General features: G+C 74.6%; 19 protein-coding genes. 10 read left to right on the forward strand and 9 right to left on the reverse strand.

Annotated features, from left to right (window positions below; genetic code table 11):
- Positions 1-124: 124 nt before the first annotated feature.
- The 5 genes from ACI797_RS26895 (at position 125) to ACI797_RS26915 (ending at position 5,050) form a co-directional block, all read left to right on the forward strand.
- Complete coding sequence (locus ACI797_RS26895) at positions 125-391, forward strand: hypothetical protein (RefSeq protein ID WP_456863607.1); 267 nt, start codon at positions 125-127, stop codon at positions 389-391.
- 15 nt (positions 392-406) lie between these two features.
- Positions 407-1,666 (forward strand): cytochrome P450 family protein, encoded by a 1,260-nt coding sequence (locus tag ACI797_RS26900; protein WP_456863610.1) that lies wholly within the window; start codon positions 407-409, stop codon positions 1,664-1,666.
- Between the two features lie 11 nt (positions 1,667-1,677).
- Positions 1,678-2,619 carry an oxidoreductase gene (locus tag ACI797_RS26905; protein WP_456863613.1) on the forward strand — a complete coding sequence of 314 codons (942 nt, stop codon included), beginning with the start codon at positions 1,678-1,680 and terminating at the stop codon, positions 2,617-2,619.
- Complete coding sequence (locus ACI797_RS26910) at positions 2,616-3,308, forward strand: TcmI family type II polyketide cyclase (protein ID WP_456863616.1); 693 nt, start codon at positions 2,616-2,618, stop codon at positions 3,306-3,308. Before ACI797_RS26905 ends, ACI797_RS26910 begins: the two co-directional genes overlap by 4 nt.
- A 68-nt stretch (positions 3,309-3,376) precedes the next feature.
- On the forward strand, positions 3,377-5,050 hold the full coding sequence (locus tag ACI797_RS26915; protein ID WP_456863618.1) for a Na+/H+ antiporter: 1,674 nt from the start codon (positions 3,377-3,379) through the stop codon (positions 5,048-5,050).
- A gap of 63 nt (positions 5,051-5,113) precedes the next feature.
- On the opposite strand, the gene ACI797_RS26920 is transcribed toward ACI797_RS26915, so the two are convergent.
- On the reverse strand, positions 5,114-5,944 hold the full coding sequence (locus ACI797_RS26920; RefSeq protein ID WP_456863621.1) for a hypothetical protein: 831 nt from the start codon (positions 5,942-5,944) through the stop codon (positions 5,114-5,116).
- Positions 5,941-6,819 carry an ABC transporter ATP-binding protein gene (locus ACI797_RS26925; protein WP_456863624.1) on the reverse strand — a complete coding sequence of 293 codons (879 nt, stop codon included), beginning with the start codon at positions 6,817-6,819 and terminating at the stop codon, positions 5,941-5,943. Before ACI797_RS26925 ends, ACI797_RS26920 begins: the two co-directional genes overlap by 4 nt.
- A 187-nt stretch (positions 6,820-7,006) precedes the next feature.
- On the opposite strand from ACI797_RS26925, the gene ACI797_RS26930 reads away from it, so the two are divergent.
- Positions 7,007-8,149 carry a sensor histidine kinase gene (locus tag ACI797_RS26930; protein WP_456863627.1) on the forward strand — a complete coding sequence of 381 codons (1,143 nt, stop codon included), beginning with the start codon at positions 7,007-7,009 and terminating at the stop codon, positions 8,147-8,149.
- The gene (locus ACI797_RS26935; protein WP_456541717.1) at positions 8,146-8,805 is read left to right on the forward strand and encodes a response regulator transcription factor; all 660 of its coding nucleotides are present in this window, start codon (positions 8,146-8,148) and stop codon (positions 8,803-8,805) included. The genes ACI797_RS26930 and ACI797_RS26935 overlap by 4 nt, the downstream gene beginning before the upstream one ends.
- Positions 8,806-8,888: 83 nt before the next feature.
- On the opposite strand, the gene ACI797_RS26940 is transcribed toward ACI797_RS26935, so the two are convergent.
- Positions 8,889-10,721 (reverse strand): ABC transporter ATP-binding protein, encoded by a 1,833-nt coding sequence (locus ACI797_RS26940; protein WP_456863631.1) that lies wholly within the window; start codon positions 10,719-10,721, stop codon positions 8,889-8,891.
- Between the two features lie 84 nt (positions 10,722-10,805).
- Here ACI797_RS26940 and ACI797_RS26945 point away from each other — a divergent pair, with 84 nt between their 5' ends.
- Both ACI797_RS26945 and ACI797_RS26950 read left to right on the forward strand, forming a co-directional pair.
- Positions 10,806-11,228 (forward strand): MarR family winged helix-turn-helix transcriptional regulator, encoded by a 423-nt coding sequence (locus ACI797_RS26945; RefSeq protein WP_456863634.1) that lies wholly within the window; start codon positions 10,806-10,808, stop codon positions 11,226-11,228.
- Positions 11,229-11,317: 89 nt separating this feature from the next.
- Positions 11,318-11,734, forward strand: coding sequence for an ester cyclase (locus tag ACI797_RS26950; RefSeq protein WP_456863637.1), 417 nt, complete (start codon positions 11,318-11,320; stop codon positions 11,732-11,734).
- A gap of 6 nt (positions 11,735-11,740) precedes the next feature.
- On the opposite strand, the gene ACI797_RS26955 is transcribed toward ACI797_RS26950, so the two are convergent.
- The 5 genes from ACI797_RS26955 to ACI797_RS26975 all read right to left on the reverse strand — a co-directional run bounded on the left by ACI797_RS26955 (position 11,741) and on the right by ACI797_RS26975 (position 15,866).
- Positions 11,741-12,487: an alpha/beta fold hydrolase gene (locus ACI797_RS26955; protein WP_456863640.1), complete on the reverse strand. Its 747-nt coding sequence runs from the start codon at positions 12,485-12,487 to the stop codon at positions 11,741-11,743.
- Positions 12,484-13,617 (reverse strand): serine hydrolase domain-containing protein, encoded by a 1,134-nt coding sequence (locus tag ACI797_RS26960; protein ID WP_456863643.1) that lies wholly within the window; start codon positions 13,615-13,617, stop codon positions 12,484-12,486. The genes ACI797_RS26955 and ACI797_RS26960 overlap by 4 nt, the downstream gene beginning before the upstream one ends.
- A 139-nt stretch (positions 13,618-13,756) precedes the next feature.
- Complete coding sequence (locus tag ACI797_RS26965; RefSeq protein ID WP_456863646.1) at positions 13,757-14,182, reverse strand: hypothetical protein; 426 nt, start codon at positions 14,180-14,182, stop codon at positions 13,757-13,759.
- Positions 14,179-14,934 (reverse strand): SDR family oxidoreductase, encoded by a 756-nt coding sequence (locus tag ACI797_RS26970; protein WP_456863649.1) that lies wholly within the window; start codon positions 14,932-14,934, stop codon positions 14,179-14,181. The genes ACI797_RS26965 and ACI797_RS26970 overlap by 4 nt, the downstream gene beginning before the upstream one ends.
- A gap of 17 nt (positions 14,935-14,951) precedes the next feature.
- Positions 14,952-15,866: an RNA polymerase sigma-70 factor gene (locus ACI797_RS26975; protein ID WP_456863652.1), complete on the reverse strand. Its 915-nt coding sequence runs from the start codon at positions 15,864-15,866 to the stop codon at positions 14,952-14,954.
- 98 nt (positions 15,867-15,964) lie between these two features.
- On the opposite strand from ACI797_RS26975, the gene ACI797_RS26980 reads away from it, so the two are divergent.
- Positions 15,965-17,173 carry a globin domain-containing protein gene (locus ACI797_RS26980; RefSeq protein WP_456863655.1) on the forward strand — a complete coding sequence of 403 codons (1,209 nt, stop codon included), beginning with the start codon at positions 15,965-15,967 and terminating at the stop codon, positions 17,171-17,173.
- A 63-nt stretch (positions 17,174-17,236) separates the two neighbouring features.
- Here ACI797_RS26980 and ACI797_RS26985 read toward each other — a convergent pair whose 3' ends face one another.
- On the reverse strand, positions 17,237-18,001 hold the full coding sequence (locus tag ACI797_RS26985) for an alpha/beta fold hydrolase (protein WP_456863658.1): 765 nt from the start codon (positions 17,999-18,001) through the stop codon (positions 17,237-17,239).
- Positions 18,002-18,186: the final 185 nt, after the last annotated feature.

Genomic DNA, 18,186 nt, shown 5'->3' on the forward strand with positions numbered 1-18,186 from the left:
GGGGGGGGGGGGGGGGCCGCGCGCCGCCGAGCCCGACCCCCCCCCCCCCCCCCCCCCCCCCCCCCCCCCCCCCCCCCCCCCCCCCCCCCCCCCCCCCCCCCCCCCCCCCCCCCCCCCCGACGAGGTGGCGGACCTGGAGAAGCTCGCCGTCGCCGTCCGCCAGGCTACGCAGGGGCAGGTGCGGCCGTACCTGATCACGGATTCGGCCGTCCCGCCGCTGGTCGACCTGCCGGTGCTGCGCGATCCGGGCGCGTTCCGGGAGGCGTACGGCATCGCCGACGCCGCCACGGCCGCCTACGTCGTCCGCCCGGACGGCCACGTCGGGTTCCGGACCCGCCCCGTCGTGGAGGGGGCCCTGCAGGAGCACCTGGCGCGGGTGTTCGCGCCCTGACCCGAGGGAAGAGCCATGTCACTGACCAGCGAGCGACCGGCCACCGAGCCGGTGCCCGGCGCCGAGATCTACACACCCGCGTTCCGCGCCGACCCGTACCCGGTCTACGCCCGGCTGCGCGCCGACAGCCCGGTGGTCAAGGTGCGGACGCCGCGCTTCGACTCCTACCTGGTCACCCGGTACGAGGACGCCCGGGCGGCGCTGTCGGACCCGCGGCTGTCCAAGGACCTGTACCGCGCCGGCGACACCTACCTCGCCGTCTTCGGCGAGAAGGCCCGGCAGATCAACACGAACATGCTCAACTCCGACGAGCCCGAGCACAGCCGGCTGCGGCGGCTGGTGACCCAGGCGTTCACGCCGCGGCGGATCGAGGCGATGCGCCCCCGGGTCGAGGAGATCGTCGAGGGCCTGCTCGACCGGATCGCACCGCGCGGGCGGACCGACTTCGTCGACGACTTCGCCCTGCGGCTGCCGCTGGCGGTCATCGGCGACCTGCTCGGGATCCCCCGGCAGGACCACGAGCAGATCCTGGCCGGCACCCAGGTGATCCGGACCGTGGGCACCGGCGGGCGCAGCCCGCAGGAGGACCGGGCGGCGATCGGGGAGGCCCAGCAGCGGCTGCACGCCTACTTCACCGGCCTGGTCGCGGCCAAGCGCCGCGAGCCGGGGCCGGACCTGGTCAGCTCGCTGATCGCCGCGCGCGACGAGCAGGGCCGGCTGTCGGAGGCGGAGCTGGTGTCGACGGCCTTCCTGCTGCTGTTCGCCGGCTACCAGACCACCTCGGACTTCCTCGGCAACGCGGTCGTGGCCCTGCTGACCAACCCCGACCAGCTCGACCTGCTGCGCCGGGAGCCCGACCGCATCCCCGACGCCGTCGAGGAGCTGCTGCGCTTCGACGGCTCGGTGCCGGTGTCGAGCTTCCGGTTCGCCACCGAGGACATGGAGATCGGCGGCGTGCCCGTCCCCGCCGGCTCGATCGTGACGGTGGTGCTCAGCGCGGCCAACCACGACCCGGCCCTGGTCGCCGACCCCGACCGGCTGGACGTCACGCGCGGCGACGTGGCGCACATGTCCTTCGGCCACGGCATCCACTACTGCCTGGGCACCGCGCTGGCCCGCATGGAGGCGACGACGGCGCTGCGGCGGGTCCTCGTCCGCCTGCCCGACCTGCGGCTCGACGTCCCCGTCGAGGAGCTGCAGTGGCTGCCCGCCGCCTCGGCCTTCCGCGGCCTGCTCGAGCTGCCGCTCCGGTTCACCCCGACCCCTGCCGGCTGAGGAGGCGCGCGATGTCCGAGCTGGCCCAGCTCCCCGGTGCGGAGCTGTCCGGGCGGTTCCTCCTGGGCGACCGCGAGGTCAACCGCCTCGGCTTCGGCGGCATGAAGCTGACCGGGCCCCGGCTGCTCGGCCCGCCGGCCGACCGGGCGGCCGCCCTGGCCGTGCTGCGCCGCGCCGTCGAGCTCGGCGTGCAGCACATCGAGACGAGCGACCACTACGGCCCGCACGTGGTGAACGAGCTGGTCCGCGAGGCGCTGCACCCCTACCCCGACGACCTGGTCATCGTCACCAAGGTCGGGGCGCGGCGGACGCCGGACGGCGGGTGGGTCCCGGCGCTGACGGCGGCGGAGCTCCGGCAGGCGGTGCAGGAGGACCTGGACCGGCTCGGGGTCGACGTGCTCGACGTCGCCGCCCTGCGCATGCCGGGGATCGACCACCGGGCGGCGGAGCGCTCGCTCGCCGAGCCGTTCGAGGCGCTGGCCCAGCTGCAGCAGGAGGGGCTGGTCCGGCACCTGGGGGTGACCCACGTGACCCCGGCGCAGGTTGCCGAGGCCCGCCGCATCGCCCCGGTGGTGTGCGTCGAGCACGACTACAACCTGGTCTGCCGCGGGGACGACGACCTGCTCGACGAGCTGGCGCGGGACGGCATCGCCTACCTGAGCATGCAGGGCCTGTCGTACACGCAGACGTTCCGCGTCCGCGAGCTGACGCCGGCCCGGTCGGCGGTGCTCGACGCGGTCGCGCGGCGGGTGTCGGCCACCCGCGAGCAGGTGGCCATCGCCTGGCTGCTGGCCCGCTCGCCCAACCTGCTGCTGATCCCGGGCGCCACGTCGGTGGCGCAGCTGGAGGAGAACACCGCGGCGTCCGCGCTCGAGCTGGACGCCGTCGACCTGGCGGAGCTCGACGGCCTCGCCGCTGCCCGACCCAACCCCACCCCCGAGGAGGAGCCATGACCTTCCGACCGTTCCGCAACGTGATCGTGTGCCGCATGGTGCCCGGCAGCGAGGACCAGGTCGGCCCGGTCTTCGCGTACTACGACCGGACCACCAGACCCCAGGACCTCGGCGTCATCGGGCGGTACCTGCTGTCGTACGAGGACCTCTACATCCACGTCATCGAGCGCAAGGAGGACCCGGCGATCTCGGGCCAGCGCCGCGGGCTGCCGGCGTTCCAGCAGATCGCCGAGAAGATCGCCCCGTACGTGACGCCCTACCCGAGCTACTGGGAGAACCCGTCGCACTCGGTGGCGAAGGAGTTCTACCGCTGGGTGCCCGACGGCGACGTGCCGGCCGAGCGCGAGCTGACCGTCATCGTGCAGCGGATGAAGCCGGGCGCCGAGGAGGACATCGCGCGGGTCTTCGCCGACTCCGACGCCGGTCCGCTGCCGGTCGAGACGGGCGTCACCGGGCGCTGGCTGTACTCGATGGAGGACGTCTTCGTGCACCTGCTGGAGCAGGACCCGGTCAAGGCCGCCCAGGTCCGGGCCAACCACGAGTCGCACCGCCCGGCCTTCGCCAAGATCATGCAGGACCTCAGCCCGTACGTGGGCCCGTACGACCCGGCCAAGTGGCAGACCCCGCGCGACTCCGTCGCCACGGTGTTCCACCGCTGGCAGGCCGACGACTGGCACCCGGAGGACTGAGCGGCAGGTCCCGGGGGCCTCCGGACCGTCCGGAGGCCCCCCACCGCCCTGCCCGCGAGGATGGGTGGGTGGAGATCGAGGCCGTCCTGCTGTTCGTCCTGGCCGCGGTCGCCGTGGTCGTCGTCCTGCACTGGGTGGCGGAGAAGACCGGACTGCCCGAGGCCGCCCTGCTGACGGTGGCCGGCATCGTCTACGCGTTCCTGCCCGGGCCGAACGTCGAGCTCGATCCCCACGTGGTGCTGACCCTGGTCATCCCGCCGCTGCTCTACAGCGCGGCGCTGGACTCCTCGCTGCTGGGCATCAGGCGCAACCTGCGGACCGTCGTCAGCCTCTCGGTGTCGCTGGTCCTGGCGACGGCGCTGGTGGTGGGCTGGGGCTTCAGCCTGTTCGTCGCCGGGGCGACGTTCGCCGCCGGGGTGGCGCTGGGGGCGGCCGTGGCGCCGCCCGACCCGGTGGCGGCGCTCGCGGTGGGACGGCGGGTCGGCCTGCCGCCGCGGCTGATCACGCTGATCCAGGGCGAGGGGCTGCTCAACGACGCGACGGCGCTGACGATCCTCACCGTGGCGGTGGCCGCGGCCACCGGTGACGGCTTCTCCACCTGGGGTGCGGTGGGCCAGTTCCTGTTCGCGGCGGCGGGCGGGGTGGTGGTCGGTCTCGTGGTCGCCTACGCCGTCCGGTGGCTGCGGCGGTGGCGGACCGACCCGATGTCGTTGACGGCGATCTCGCTGGCGACGCCGTTCGCCGCGTACCTGCTGGGCGAGGAGCTGCACGTCTCCGGCGTCCTGGCCGTGGTGGTGGCCGGGCTGGTGATCGGGCACGACAGCTCGCGGTTCGTGTCGGGGGTCAGCCGGCTGCAGGCTAACGCCGTGTGGCGGCTGGTCGACTTCCTGCTCGAGGGCCTGGTGTTCCTGCTGATCGGCCAGCAGCTGCCGGTGCTGCTGGAGGGGCTGGCGGCCTACGAGACGTCGACGATCGTGATCGCGTCGGTGGTGAGCGTCGGCGTCGTCCTGCTGCTCCGGCCGGTGTGGCTGGTGCTCGCGCAGGTGCTGCCGGGGTCGCTGCACATGCGGCTGGGCGGCGGGGAGGAGGACGCCTCCGACGAGGAGGAGCAGCCCGGCGCCCGGCGTCGGCACGCCGAGGAGCGGCTCACCGGGCGCGAGCTGGTGGCGCTGAGCTGGGCGGGGACGCGCGGGGTGATCAGCCTGGCGGCGATCTTCACGCTGCCGCGGCTGACCGACGCCGGCGAGCCGTTCCCCGACCGCGAGCTGCTGCAGTTCTGCGCGCTGCTCGTCGTCCTGGTGACGCTGGTCGGGCAGGGGGTGACGTTCGCGCCGCTGGTGCGCCGGCTCGGGCTGCGGGCCGACGCGGCCGACCAGGCGCGGCTGCGCAACCGCGGGCGGATCGCGGCGGTGGAGGCGGGGCTCCGGCGGCTCGACGAGCTCGACCACGAGCGGCACGACGACGTGGAGGACCGCGCGATCAACTCGCTCCGCTCGACCCTCGAGACGCGGCTGTCGCGCTACCAGCGGCGGCTGGACGTGCTGGAGAACGCGGACGAGGACATCCCGCACAACCCGCAGTACGAGGCGGCGGTGCGGATCTCGCGGTCGGTGCTGGAGGCCGAGCGGGAGGAGCTGCTGCGGCTGCGCGACAGCGGCCGGCTGCCCGACGCCGGTCTGCGGGTGCTCGAGCGCGAGCTCGACCACCAGGAGAACCTGCTCCCCGCCCGGCCGGCAGGATGAGCACACGCCGAGGGCCCTCTCGACCGGATCGAGAGGGCCCTCAGCGTGTGGTGGGTCAGGGGGTCACTGGACGGCTCGGCGGTGGGTGAGGATCCAGCCGGCCACCGCGGGGACGACGACCCAGCCGGCGATGATCGCGATCGACTGCGTCTGCTCGATCCCCTGCGCCAGGTTGAGCACCGAGTTCGCCGGGTCGATCTTCTCCGCGATCTCCGGCTTGAAGTTCGACAGGATCGGGATGACGCCCAGCAGCGCCAGGTACATCGAGGTCAGCCCCGCCGGGGTGTTGGCGAAGGCGGCACCCGCACCGGCACCGGTGACCGCGAACGCCGCACCCGCGGCCACCGCGACGCCCATGGCGCGGCCGGCCCCGTCCCACTCGACGCCGCTCTCCGTCACGGCCAGGACGCCGGCGACCAGCGCCGTCGACACCGCGGCGAAGACCGCGCCGAGCAGCCCGACCGCGGCGGCCTTGGCGGCCAGCACCCGGCCGCGGTGCGGCACCAGCAGGTACGTCGTCTGCACCGTCTTGTGGCTCCACTCCCCCGCCGTCGACAGCACGCCGAGGGCGATCAGCAGGTAGCCGGTGAGCAGGCCCATCACCGAGATCGGGCCGGTCACCGAGCCGAGTTCCTCGGAGCTGGCGGTTGCGATCAGGGCGACGGCGGCCGGACCGAGCAGCGTCGCGGCCACGGCCAGCGACTTGCCCGAGCGGGTGGACAGCGACTTGTGCATCTCGATGCCGACCAGCTTCGGCAGCGACGGACCGGTCCGGCGCACGGGCGGACGGGCGGGGGTGGGAGCGACGGCGGCGCGGCGCTCGACGGTGGCGGTCATGTCGGGTTCCTCCTGGACGGGGACGAAGGGCGGGTGGTCGGCGGGCGGGGTCGTCATGACGCCGCCGCCGTGAGCTGGAAGAACAGGTCCTCGAGGCCGCGCTCGAGCGGCCGCAGGTCGGTCAGCGCGATGCCGGCGGTCGCGGCCACGTGGCCGACGGCGACCGGCTCGGCGCCGGGCAGCACCAGGGCGCCGTCGCCGCCGTCCTGGACCTCGAAGCCGGCGGCCCGCAGCGCGCGGGCGAGCGCGGCGGCGTCGACGGCACGCACCGACGTCCCCTCCGAGCCGAGCAGCGCCGCCACCGGCCCGTCGGCGACGATCCGGCCGGAGCCGATGACCAGCAGCCGGTCGACGGTGTGCTCGACCTCGCCGAGCAGGTGCGAGGACAGCAGCACCGTGCCGCCGCGCGCGGCGTGGCCGCGCAGCAGGTCGCGCATCCAGCGGATGCCCTCGGGGTCCAGGCCGTTGGCCGGTTCGTCGAACATGAGCACCGGCGGGTCGGCCAGCAGGGCGCCGGCGATGCCGAGCCGCTGCCGCATGCCCAGGGAGTAACCGCCCACGCGCCGGCGGGCGGCATCCTCCAGGCCGACGAGCTCCAGCACCTCGTCCACCCGCGTCCCCGGGACGCCGATGGTGTCGGCCAGCAGCCGCAGGTGCGTCCGGCCCGACCGGCCGGGGTGGACGGCGGAGGCGTCGAGCAGCGTGCCCATGACGGCCCCGGGGTTGGGCAGGTCGGGATAGGGCTTGCCGTCGACCAGCGCCGTCCCGGCCGTCGCCGGCACCAGGCCGGTCATCATCCGCATCGTCGTGGTCTTGCCGGCGCCGTTCGGGCCGAGGAAGCCGGTCACCGTGCCGGGCTCCAGGGCGAAGGACACGTCGTCGACGACGGTCCGGGTGCCGTACTGCTTGGTCAGGCCGCTGACCGTGATCATCGGATCCTCCGTGGGGGTTCGTCGTTCTGCCGACGAGAAATCTGCCGGGGACGACGGGGTCGCCGCGTCGGCCGACGGTGCGAGATCCGGGTCCACCTACGGTCCGATCCGGTCATCCGAAAGTTGATGCCGGTGATCCACTCCCGGGCGATCCGCGGGGCGCCCGCGCCGACCTACGCTCCGTCGCATGAGGATCCGGGCGCGCTTCTGGCCGGGTCTGTCCACGCGCAGCATCTGGTTCGAGGGCGCCCTCGCGCTGCTCAGCACGGCCACCGTGGCCATCGGCGCCGCGAGCCCGGAGACCGAGCAGCTGCTGCCCGACGGGCCGCTGCTCGTCCTCGGGCTGCTGTCCACGGTGACCCTGTTCCTGTTCCGCCGGTCGGCGCCGCTCGTGCCGTTCGCGGCGAGTGCTGTGCTCGCCGTCGTCCTGCCGCCGCTGTCACTCGGGATGACCCTCACCGCGTACGCCGTCGGCCGGTACGAGGGTCGGTGGCCGCTGCGGATCGGCGCCGGCGTCGTGGGCGCGATCTCGCTCATCCAGCCCTGGACGATCGGGACGGCGAACGAGGCCGTGGGGGCCATCGGCGGGACGGCGCTGGCGATCGTGCTGCCCGCGGCGCTCGGCATCTGGCAGCGCACCCGGGCCCTGCTCCTCGAGGCCCTGCGCGAGCGGGCGGACCGCGCCGAGGCCGAGCGGGAGCTCATGGCCCGCGACGCCGTCCTCACCGAGCGGACCCGCATCGCCCGGGAGATGCACGACGCCGTCGGCCACCGGGTGAGCCTCATGGTGCTGCAGGCCGGCGCGATCGAGATGGCCGCCGGCGACCGCGACCGGGTCGAGCAGCTGGCCGGGCAGGTGCAGGCCGCCGGCCGGCAGGCGCTCGACGAGCTGCGCCAGATGGTCGGGGTGCTGCGGGCGGGCGAGGTCGACGAGGCGGCGCCGCTCGGTCCGCAGCCGGGCCTGGCGGACCTGCCGCGGCTGGTCGACGAGGCGCGGGAGGCCGGTGTGCCGGTCGAGCTGAGCGGTCCGCCGCCGGAGCCGGTCGACCCGGTGGTGAGCCGGGCCGCCTACCGGATCGTGCAGGAGGCGCTGACCAACGCCGGCAAGCACGCCCCGGGGGCGCCGGTCACGGTGACCGTCGACCGGGGCGCCGGCGCGCTGGCGATCCGCGTGGTCAACGGGCCGGCCACGGCACCGGCCGACGGGGCGCCCAGCGGCGGCTACGGCCTGGTGGGGTTGGGTGAGCGCGTGCGCACCCTGGGCGGCCGGCTGACCGCCGAACCGAGGCTGGACGGCGGCTTCTGCGTGGAGGCGGTGCTGCCGACGTGACCATCCGCGTGCTCCTGGTGGACGACGAGGAGCTGGTGCGCTTCGGGCTGCGCACGGTGCTCGAGGCGGCCGGCGACTTCGAGGTCGTGGGCGAGGCGGGGGACGGCGCCGCGGGGGTGGCCGCCGCCCGCGAGCTGCGGCCCGACGTCGTCCTCACCGACATCCGCATGCCGGGCATGGACGGGCTGGCGGCGACCAAGCAGATCCTGGCCCTCCCGGACCCGCCGCAGGTCGCCGTCCTCACGACCTTCCACGTCGACGAGTACGTGTACGCGGCGCTGGCCGCCGGCGCGGCCGGGTTCCTGCTCAAGGACACCCCGCCGCGGGAGATCGCCGCCGCCGTCCGCGCCGTCGCCGACGGGACGGCGACGCTCTCGCCCAAGGTGACCGCGGCGCTGATCGAGTCCTACGTCGACCGCCGCGCCGCCCCGCGCAAGGCCGAGGCGTTGCGGCGGATCGCCGACCTCTCCGACCGCGAGCGCGAGGTGCTGCAGCTGCTGGGCAGCGGCGACTCCAACGCGGAGCTGGCCCGCAAGCTCTACGTCAGCGAGGCCACCGTGAAGACCTACGTGTCGCGGCTGCTCACCAAGCTGGACCTCACCAATCGCACGCAGGCGGCGATCCTCGCGCACGAGGCCGGTCTGCTGGAGAGCTGAGGTCCGGCGAGATCGGCGATCTCGCACGTCTTGGGGGCCGAAACCGTGCGAGATCGCCGATGTCGACGCCGGAGGTCCCGTCGTCAGGCGGCCAGCACCACCACGCGGGAGGCGGCGCCGACCAGCTCGGCGTAGCGCCCGCCGCGGGCGAGCAGCTCCTCGTGCGTGCCCTGCTCGGCGACCCGGCCGCCGTCCAGGACGACGATCCGGTCGGCGTCGCGCACGGTCGAGAGCCGGTGGGCGATGGTGAGCGTCGTCCGGCCGCGGCTGGCCTCGTCGAGCGCGGCCTGCACCGCCCGCTCCGTGCTGTTGTCCAGCGCGCTGGTGGCCTCGTCGAGCACCAGCACGCGGGGGTCGCGCAGCAGCGTGCGGGCGATGGCCAGCCGCTGCTTCTCCCCGCCGGAGAACCGGTGCCCGCGGGCGCCGACGACGGTGTCGTAGCCGTCGGGCAGCGCGGCGATCACGTCGTGCACCTGCGCACGGCGGGCGGCGTCCTCGATCTCGGCGTCCGTGGCGTCGGGCTTGGCGTGCCGCAGGTTCTCGCGCACCGTCGCGTGCAGCAGGTAGGTCTCCTGCGAGACGACGCCGACGATGCGGGCGAGGGTGGCCAGCGGCAGGTCGCGGACGTCGACGCCGTCGATCAGCACCCGGCCGGAGGTCGGGTCGGCCAGCCGGGAGACCAGCGAGGCCAGCGTGCTCTTGCCCGAGCCGGTCTGCCCCACCAGCGCCAGGGTCGACCCGGCGGGCACGCGCACGTCGACGTCGGCCAGCGCCGCCCGGTGCGCGTCGGGGTAGGTGAACGAGACGCCGTCGAACCGCACCTCGCCGCGCACGGCGGTCGGGTCCAGCGGCACGGGGGACTCCGGGTCGGCGATGTCGACGGGCAGGTCGAGGTACTCGAACACGCGGCTGAACAGCGCCATCGAGCTGGTCACCGAGACGCCCACGTCGAGCAGCCCCATCAGCGGGCGGAACAGCGCGGCCTGCAGCGTGGTGAAGGCGACCAGCGTGCCGATGGTCATGCCGCCGGAGGTCGCCGGCAGCCCCGCGGCCAGGTAGATCAGCGCCGGGATGCCGGCGAAGACGACGTTCATCGTGGCCATCCGCCACCGGCCGGCCAGCTGCGAGCGGACCTCGAGCGCGACCAGGCCGTCGGAGGTCTCGGTGAACCGGCGGGACTGCGCGGGGCCGGCGCCGATGGTCTTCGACAGGAGGACGCCGGAGATCGACAGCCCCTCCTCCACCTGCGCGTGCAGCTCGGCGAGCGAGCGCTGGCGCTGGGCGGTGACCGCGCGGCGCATCCGCGCCACCTTGCGGGTCAGCCAGATCGCCGGGGGCAGGACGACCAGCGAGAGCAGCGACAGCCGCCACGAGAGGGCGACCATCGCGATGACGGTGCCGACGACGGTCGTGGCGTTCGAGGCCAGCGACGTCGCCGTCGACGTGACCACCGACTGCATGCCGCCGATGTCGTTGGTGAGCCGCGACTGCACCTCGCCGCCGCGGGTGCGGGTGAAGAAGCCCAGCGACTGCCGCTGCAGGTGCGTGAAGACGGCGGTGCGCAGCCCGTGCATGACCCGTTGCCCGACCGTGGTCGACAGCCAGGTCTGGACGACGCCGAGCACGGAGGTCACCGCGGCGACGGCGAGCATGCCGGCGACCGCGGTGGCGAGCAGGCCGACGTCCTGGTGCGGCAGGGCGTCGTCGATGACCAGCCGGACCAGGAACGGTGAGGCGAGCGCGACCGCCGACGAGACGACGATCAGGGCCACGACGACGGCGACCTGCCAGCGGTACGGGCGGAAGAGCGCGGCGATCCGCCGCAGGGAGACCGGCGAGCGGTCGAGCTGTGCGCGGTCGGCGGGGTCGACGGTGCGGCCCGAGCCGCCGCGGCCGCCACCGCCGGGGGAGTTCACGGTGTCCAGAACGGCGCCACCTCCAAAGGATGCTGAGGTTACCTCATGGTGTGGTAACCACAGCGGTGGCGCTACCCTTCCCGCATGGCCGACGACGACCCCGCCGTGCTCGGCGAGCTCGTGCTGCGCCTCGGCCGGCTGCAGCGGCACCGCTGGCGCGACGCCCTGGCGCCCTGGGACCTCACGCCCCACCAGGCGCGGGCGCTGCGCGTGGTCACCGGCCGCGACGGCACCCGCCTCTCGGAGCTGGCCGAGGCCCTGCACATCGCGCCGCGCTCGGCGACCGAGGTGGTCGACGGCCTGGAGGAGCGCGGCCTGGTCGAGCGCACCGCCGACCCGCGGGACCGGCGGGCCGTCGTCGTCCGGCCCACCGCCACCGGCCGGCGGGTCAGGGGCGAGGTCGACACCGCCCGCGCCGCGGACTCGCGCGAGCTGTTCGGCCGGCTGCCGACCGCGGACCGCGCCGCCCTCGAGCGGATCCTGCGCACGCTGGTCGACGAGGGCTGACCCCGGCCCGGAGCCGTAGGGCTCTGGTCGGAGCCGGGAGTCGGGTCGTCAATGGGGACCCCACGACCTTCGCCCGGAGGAGGCGTCCCATGAGCCTCAGCGAGAAGCACCGCAGGCAGCACGAGCTGTTCAACGACAGGGACTTCGACGGCCTGGACCAGCTCATCCGGGACGACGTCACCTACGAGGACGTGCCTCAGGGGCTGACGGTCAAGAACCTCGAGGAGTTCAAGGACTGGGTACGCGGGTGGACGGCGGCCTTCTCCGACATGCGCATCGAGGACGCCAGCTACCAGGAAGGCCCCGGCTTCTGCCTGGCGAGAGTCCGTGGGCGCGGGTTGAACGACGGGGTCCTCGGCCCGATGCCGGCCACCGGCCGCCGGGTCGACATGCCGTACTGGGAGCTGCTGAACTACGACGCCGAGGGCCGGGTCGTCTCCGGCGCGGTCGTCTACGACCAGGTCACCATGCTGACCCAGCTCGGCGTGCTCCCCGCACCCGGCTGAGGGCGGTCACCAGCCGGCCAGGGCCCACACCGCCTCGGGGCGCTCCCAGTGCGCGTTGTGGCCGGCGCCCTCGACGAGTTCCGCCTCCGGGTCGATCCGGCGCATCGCCTCCAGCGACACCATCGCGTCGCCGTCCCCGGCCGCCAGGCGCAGCGGCGCGGCGCACCGCCGCAGGACGCCGGGCACCGACGGCCCGACGGCGGAGAACGCCCGGTTGTCCAGCGCGACGGTCCAGCCGCCCTCCACCTCGCGGACGCCGGCCAGCGCGACGTCGTCCGACGGCTCGGCCAGCCCGCGCAGCCCGGCCAGGGCCAGGTGCCGGGCCGCGGCCTCCTCACGGCTGGCGAAGACCTTGCCGGGCCTGCCCGCGAGCGCGCGGGCGCCGGCCTCCTCCTCCGCCGTCCACTCGATCTTCGTGCCGACGGCGACCACCCGGTCGACCGCCACCCCGTACTCGCCGCTGCCGAGCAGCGCACCGACCACCCCGCCGAAGGAGTGCGCGAGCACGGTGACCCGTGCCGCGCCCAGCTCCGTGGCGAGCTCGGCCATGTCCGCGGCGTGGACCGCGTAGCCGTACGGCGGCTCGGCGAGCGAGCGACCGTGGCCGCGCAGGTCCGGGGCCACCCAGCGGCCGGGGACCAGCGGCAGCAGCCGCTCCCAGACGGCGCCGGTCGCGCCGAGGCCGTGCAGCAGGAGCAGCAGGTCGTCGCCGTCCCCACCGGTGGTGCAGGCGATGCCGGTCCGGGAGATCACAGCGCCGCGTAGACGGCCTCGAGGTAGGCCTGCGCCCGCGGCGAGCCGACGATGCCCGGGGCCATCCGGTTCATCATGTAGCTGGTGGTCACGCGGCGGTCGAGGTCCATCACGATCAGCGAGCCGCCCCAGCCACCCCAGAAGCAGACCCGCCCGTCGGGCAGGTAGGGCACGCCGCCGGACGGCGACAGCGCGAAGCCGATGCCGTAGCGGAACGGCACGCCGAGCACCAGGTCGACGCCGTCGGCCTGGACGTCGAAGACGAGGTCGATCGTCTTCTCCGACAGCAGCCGCACGCCGCCGGCCTCCCCGCCCAGCGACACCACCCGCATGATGTCGAGCACCCCGCGGGCGTTGCTGTGCCCGTTGAGCGCGCCCAGGTCGGCGTCGCGCCAGGCGCGGGTGTTGGCGTTGGCGGCGTCGGCGACCGGCCCGGTGAAGCAGCGGAAGACCGCGCTCTGCGGGTCGAGCGCGGTGAAGTCGATCGGCAGCGGGGGCGGCGGGACGACGGGCGCGATCCGGTCGTCGTCCTCGGGCTTCGCCCCGATCTGGAAGTCGGCCCCGAACGGCGCGGCCAGCTCCTCGGCGACGTACTGCTTGAGCGACCGGCCGTCGACGCGGCGCAGCACCTCGCCGAGCAGGTGGCCCTGGTTCTGCGCGTGGTAGCCGGCCGCCGTCCCGGGCTCCCACCACGGGGCCTGGGCGGCGAGCCGGGCCGTCGAGGACTCCCAGTCGTACATGTCGGCGGCCTCGAACGGCGGGTCCCAGCCGGCCACGCCCGAGGTGTGCGACATCAGGTGCCGGACCCGCACGTCTTCCTTGCCGTTCGCGCCGAACTCCGGCCAGTACTCGGCGACCGGGGCGTGCACGTCCAGCTGCCCCTTCTCGACCAGCGTGAGCACCGCCAGCGCGGTGATCGTCTTCGTCGTCGACCAGACGTTGACGATCGTGTCCCGGGTCCACGGCGTCGTGCGGGCCTCGTCGCGGTGGCCGCCCCAGATGTCGACGACGGTCTCGCCGTCGACGTCGACGGCGATCGAGGCGCCCAGCTCGTCGCCCTCGAGCTGGGTGGCGAGCGCGTCGCGCACCCCAGCGAACCGGTCGTCGAACGTGCCGTGGACCTCGGCCATGCCGCCTCCTCGCGAACGGCGCGACCCCGGTGTCGCGCCGCCCGGATCAGACCACGGAGTCCTCGGCGGCGTCCATGATCGTCATGCGCCCGGTGCCCCTTCGCCCGGCGGGAAAGGGCACCCGGCGCACACCGACGACTCAGACGAGGACGTCGTCGCGTTCCCGCGGGAGCGTCCTCGGTGCGAGCAGCGCCGCCGCCAGCAGGGCCAGCGGCAGCGCGACCGAGCCGATCAGCAGCAGCACCAGCACCGACGCCTCGAGCTCCGTCGCCCCGTGCAGATGTGTCACGTGGAACACGAGGTGCGGCACCGCGAACGCCAGGTACGCCAGCAGCGCCGTCACCACGAGCCGCCGCTCCGTCCAGACGGCGGCCGCGGTGAGCACGATCGCCAGTCCCAGCGTGGCGCCGCCGAAGTCGCGCATGAGGTGCTCGCTGAACGGCGGCGTGAGGTCCACGGTCGGCACGTCGTCGTAGAAGCTGCGCGGGGCGAACGCCGTCCACAGCCCGAGCACCCACTCGACCGCGGCCAGCAGCACCAGCCCCGGCCGCAGCAGCCCGCTCACCGCAGGGCCTCCGCCCGCCCGGCCAGCCACTGCTCGTAGGACACCCGCCCGTACGCCGGACCGGGCACCATCGCCGCGCCCGACCGGTAGGCGGCGAACAGCTTGCCGGGCAGCGACAGCGGCACCACCGGCCGCCGCACGCCGGCCGACCGCGCCCAGGCGCGCGCCAGCGAGGGCAGCGAGCGCTGCTCCGGCCCGCCGATGTCGGCCACCCGGCCCGCCGGTGCCCCCGACGCCAGCTCGACCAGCCGGTCGGCCACCTCCCCGACGTCGATCGGCTGCAGGTCGATCGTCGGCACCACCAGCAGCGGCAGCCGGCGCTGAGCGGTGAACATCGAGGTCACGAACGGGTGGAACTGGGTGGCCCGCAGGATCGTGGACGGCAGCCCCGACTGCTCGACCATGCGCTCGACCTCCCACTTGGCCCGGTAGTAGGCCAGCGGGATGGCGTCGACGCCGACGATCGACACGTACACCAGGTGCCGCACCCCGGCGCGCGCCGAGGCCGCCAGCAGCGTCCGCGCCTGGGCGGTGTCACCGCCCTTCGTGCGCGGGCTGTGGGACAGGTGCAGGACGACGTCGACGCCGTCCAGCGCCGCGTCGAGGCCGTCACCGGACACCAGGTCCCCGGTGACGAGGCCGGGTCCGCTGCGCCGGCTGAGGGCTCGGACGTCGTGGCCCGCGGCGCGCAGGCGGGCGACGGTGGGCACGCCGAGCGTGCCGGTGGCTCCGGTGACCAACGTGGTCGTCATGGCGGGGTCTCCCTTCCTCACCCGCTCAGACCACGCAGCCCTCCGATCCGTGACAGTTGCCCGTCGGCGAAGGCGAGCTTGACCGGGTTGAGCACGAAGTCCAGGCCGGTGATGCGTTCGCCGTCGGTGCTCACCACCAGGACGCTCTGCAGCGCCCCGTCCCGGAACGAGACGACCGCCGGCGCCCCGTTGACCTCGGCGAAGGCCCCGGTGAGCCCGGCGGTGAACCTGGCGAAGATCCCGGCCAGGTAGCGCGCCACCTTGTCGCGGCCGGTCACCGGCATGCGGGCGGCGTTCACCACGCCGCCGCCGTCGCTGCGCGCCACCACGTCGTCGGCCAGCAGCGCCTCGAGGCCGGCCACGTCGCCGTCCCGCGCCGCCGCCAGGAACCGGAGGACCAGCTCCTGCCAGCGCTCGGCCTCGACCTCGCGGGTCTGCTCGGCGGCCACGTGCCTGCGCGCCCGCGAGTGCAGCTGCCGCGCGTTGGCCTCGGAGACGCCGATCAGCTCGGCGACCTCCCGGGGGCTGTAGGCGAACGCCTCGCGGAGCACGTACGCCGCCCGCTCGGCCGGCGGCAGCCGCTCCAGGACGGCGAGCAGGGCGAACGAGACGCACTCGCGCTGGACGGCGTCCTCCAGCGGGCCGAGCGCGCCGTCGGCGGTGACCACCGGCTCCGGCAGCCACGGCCCGACGTACACCTCCCGGCGCGCGCGGGCCGAGGTGAGCGCGTTCAGGCTGAGGTTGGTGACCGTGCGCGCCAGGAAGGCGGCCGGGTCGGTCACCCGCCCCCGGTCGACGCCCTGCCAGCGCAGCCAGGCGTCCTGGAGCACGTCCTCCGCGTCGGCGACCGAACCGAGCATCCGGTAGGCGATGCCGAAGAGCCGGCCGCGGGCTGCCTCGAACTCCTCCAGCGCACCCGTCGCCGTCGTCACGCCCAGCATCCTGGCACCCGGGGTCGATGGGTAGGCCGGGCCCCGAGCGGGCAGGGGCGGAGCACGGGGGCCCATCGCAGACCGCACCAGGGGGAGAGATGCTCACCGAGAAGTCCCGGCCCGTCATCGAGGCCACCCTGCCCGTCGTCGGCGAGAACATCGGCAAGATCGCCGAGCGGTTCTACCAGCACCTGTTCGGCGAGCACCCCGAGCTGCTCGACGGCACGTTCAACCGCGGCAACCAGGCCGAGGGCACCCAGCAGCAGGCGCTGGCCGGCTCGGTCGCCCTCTTCGCCAGCGCCCTGGTCAGCCACCCCGACCACCTGCCCGAGCACCTGCTCAGCCGGATCGCGCACAAGCACGCCTCGCTGGGCATCACCCCGGCGCAGTACCAGGTCGTGCGGGACAACCTGTTCTGGGCGATCGCCGACGTCCTCGGCGACGCCGTCACACCCGAGGTGGTCGCCGCCTGGGACGAGGTCTACTGGCTCATGGCGCGCGCCCTGATCAACCAGGAGCGTGGCCTCTACAGCGCCCGCGGCGTCCGGCCCGAGACGGTCTGGCGGGAGTGGGAGGTCGTGGAGAAGCGCCGGGAGACCGATGACGTCGTCACCTTCACCGTGCGCCGGGTCGACGACCGGCTGGTCAAGACGTCGCTGCCCGGGCAGTACGTCACCGTGCAGGTGCCCGTGCCCGACGGCGTCCGCCAGCCGCGGCAGTACAGCCTGACCCAGGCCGACGACGGCGAGCACCGGTCGTTCGCGGTCAAGCGGGTCACCGGCGGGGGCAAGCCGGACGGCGAGGTGAGCAACCACCTGCACGACCGGGTCGACGTCGGCGACCGGCTCACCATGTCGCTGCCCTACGGCGACGTCGTCCTCGACGACTCCGGCCGGCCGGTCGTCTTCGCCAGCGCCGGCATCGGCGTCACCCCGATGGCCGGCATGCTCTCGCACCTGACGAAGGCCGGCTCGCACCTGCCGATCACCCTGCTGCACGCCGACCTGCACGAGGGGTCCTTCGCGCTGCGGGACCAGATCGCCGGCGACGTCGCGAAGCTGCCCAACGCCCGGTTGCACGTCTGGTACGAGCACGGTGCGCACGGCGACCTGCCGGTCGACGGCCGGCACGCCGGGATCATGGACCTCGACGACGTCGAGCTGCCCGAGGGCGCCTTCTACTACCTGTGCGGGCCGCTGCCGTTCATGCGGGGCATCCGGAGCGTCCTGCTCGACCGGGGCGTGCCGGCGGCCGACATCCAGTACGAGGTCTTCGGCCCGGACCTCTGGCAGGCCGACCTGGACTAGCAGGGCCCGCTGCCCCCCGCGCCTCGCAGGCTCGGCGGGGGACCCTGCCGTGGGGCCGTTCCATCACGAGACGAGTTCGAGCCGCTCGTGGACCAGGTTCACGAGCAGCTCGGGCGCCTCGACGTGCGCGAAGTGGCCGGTGGGGGTGATGACGACGTCCACCTCGGGCAGCTCGGCCGCGAGGGCCGCCAGCTGCTGGTCGGTCCACCGCTCGTAGGCGACCCAGGCCGGCTGCGCCTCGGCGGGCACGAGCTCGGCCATCGACTCGCCGGCCCGGGTGAGCAGCAGCGGGCAGCGCGCCCGCCGGTACACGGCGAGCACGTCGAGCTCGTCGATGGCCCGCATGACGTCGGCCATGTGCTCGCCGAGCAGCAGGGTCGCGGCCTCGGCCAGCCAGGTGACCAGGGCGTCGACCGACGGGTCGTCCGGCGCGAGGCCGGCGTACTGGTCGCGGTGGGTGGGGTTGCCGTGCCCGTCGAGGTTCACCGCCAGCGGGCACTCGGGGTGCCCGGTCGCCCACAGCGCCGCGACGATCCCGCCCAGGGAGTGCCCGACCACCGCCGGCCGCTCGAGCCGCAGCTCACCGACGACCGCCTCGACGTCGGCGACCACGGCGTCCCAGGTCCACGGCGCGACCGGCGTGCGCCCGTGCCCACGCAGGTCGATCGCGACCGGCCGGTGGCCGAGGGCGACCAGGCGGTCGGCCGCGACCTCCCAGTCCTCCGACGTCCGGGCGCCGCCGTGCAGCAGGACGACGGCGGTCCCGGTGCCGCCGGGGTCGACGACGTGCAGCGGCACGTCGCCCGAGGTCACCGTCAGCTCGCGCATGCGGTGGAGTGCACCAGCACGGGGGCCGGGCCCGCACCCGATTTCGGGCCCGGCGGCCGGCTCAGACATCCCATGGTTCCTCGGGTCAAGCCGCCGCGGTCGTGACCTCGGGCCAAGCGGTGCTCTCGTCGTATGTGGTTGTGGTCTTGAGGCAGCCGTGGAGGATGCCGACGAGGCGGTTGGCC

This window comes from Geodermatophilus sp. SYSU D00691, from assembly GCF_054050275.1.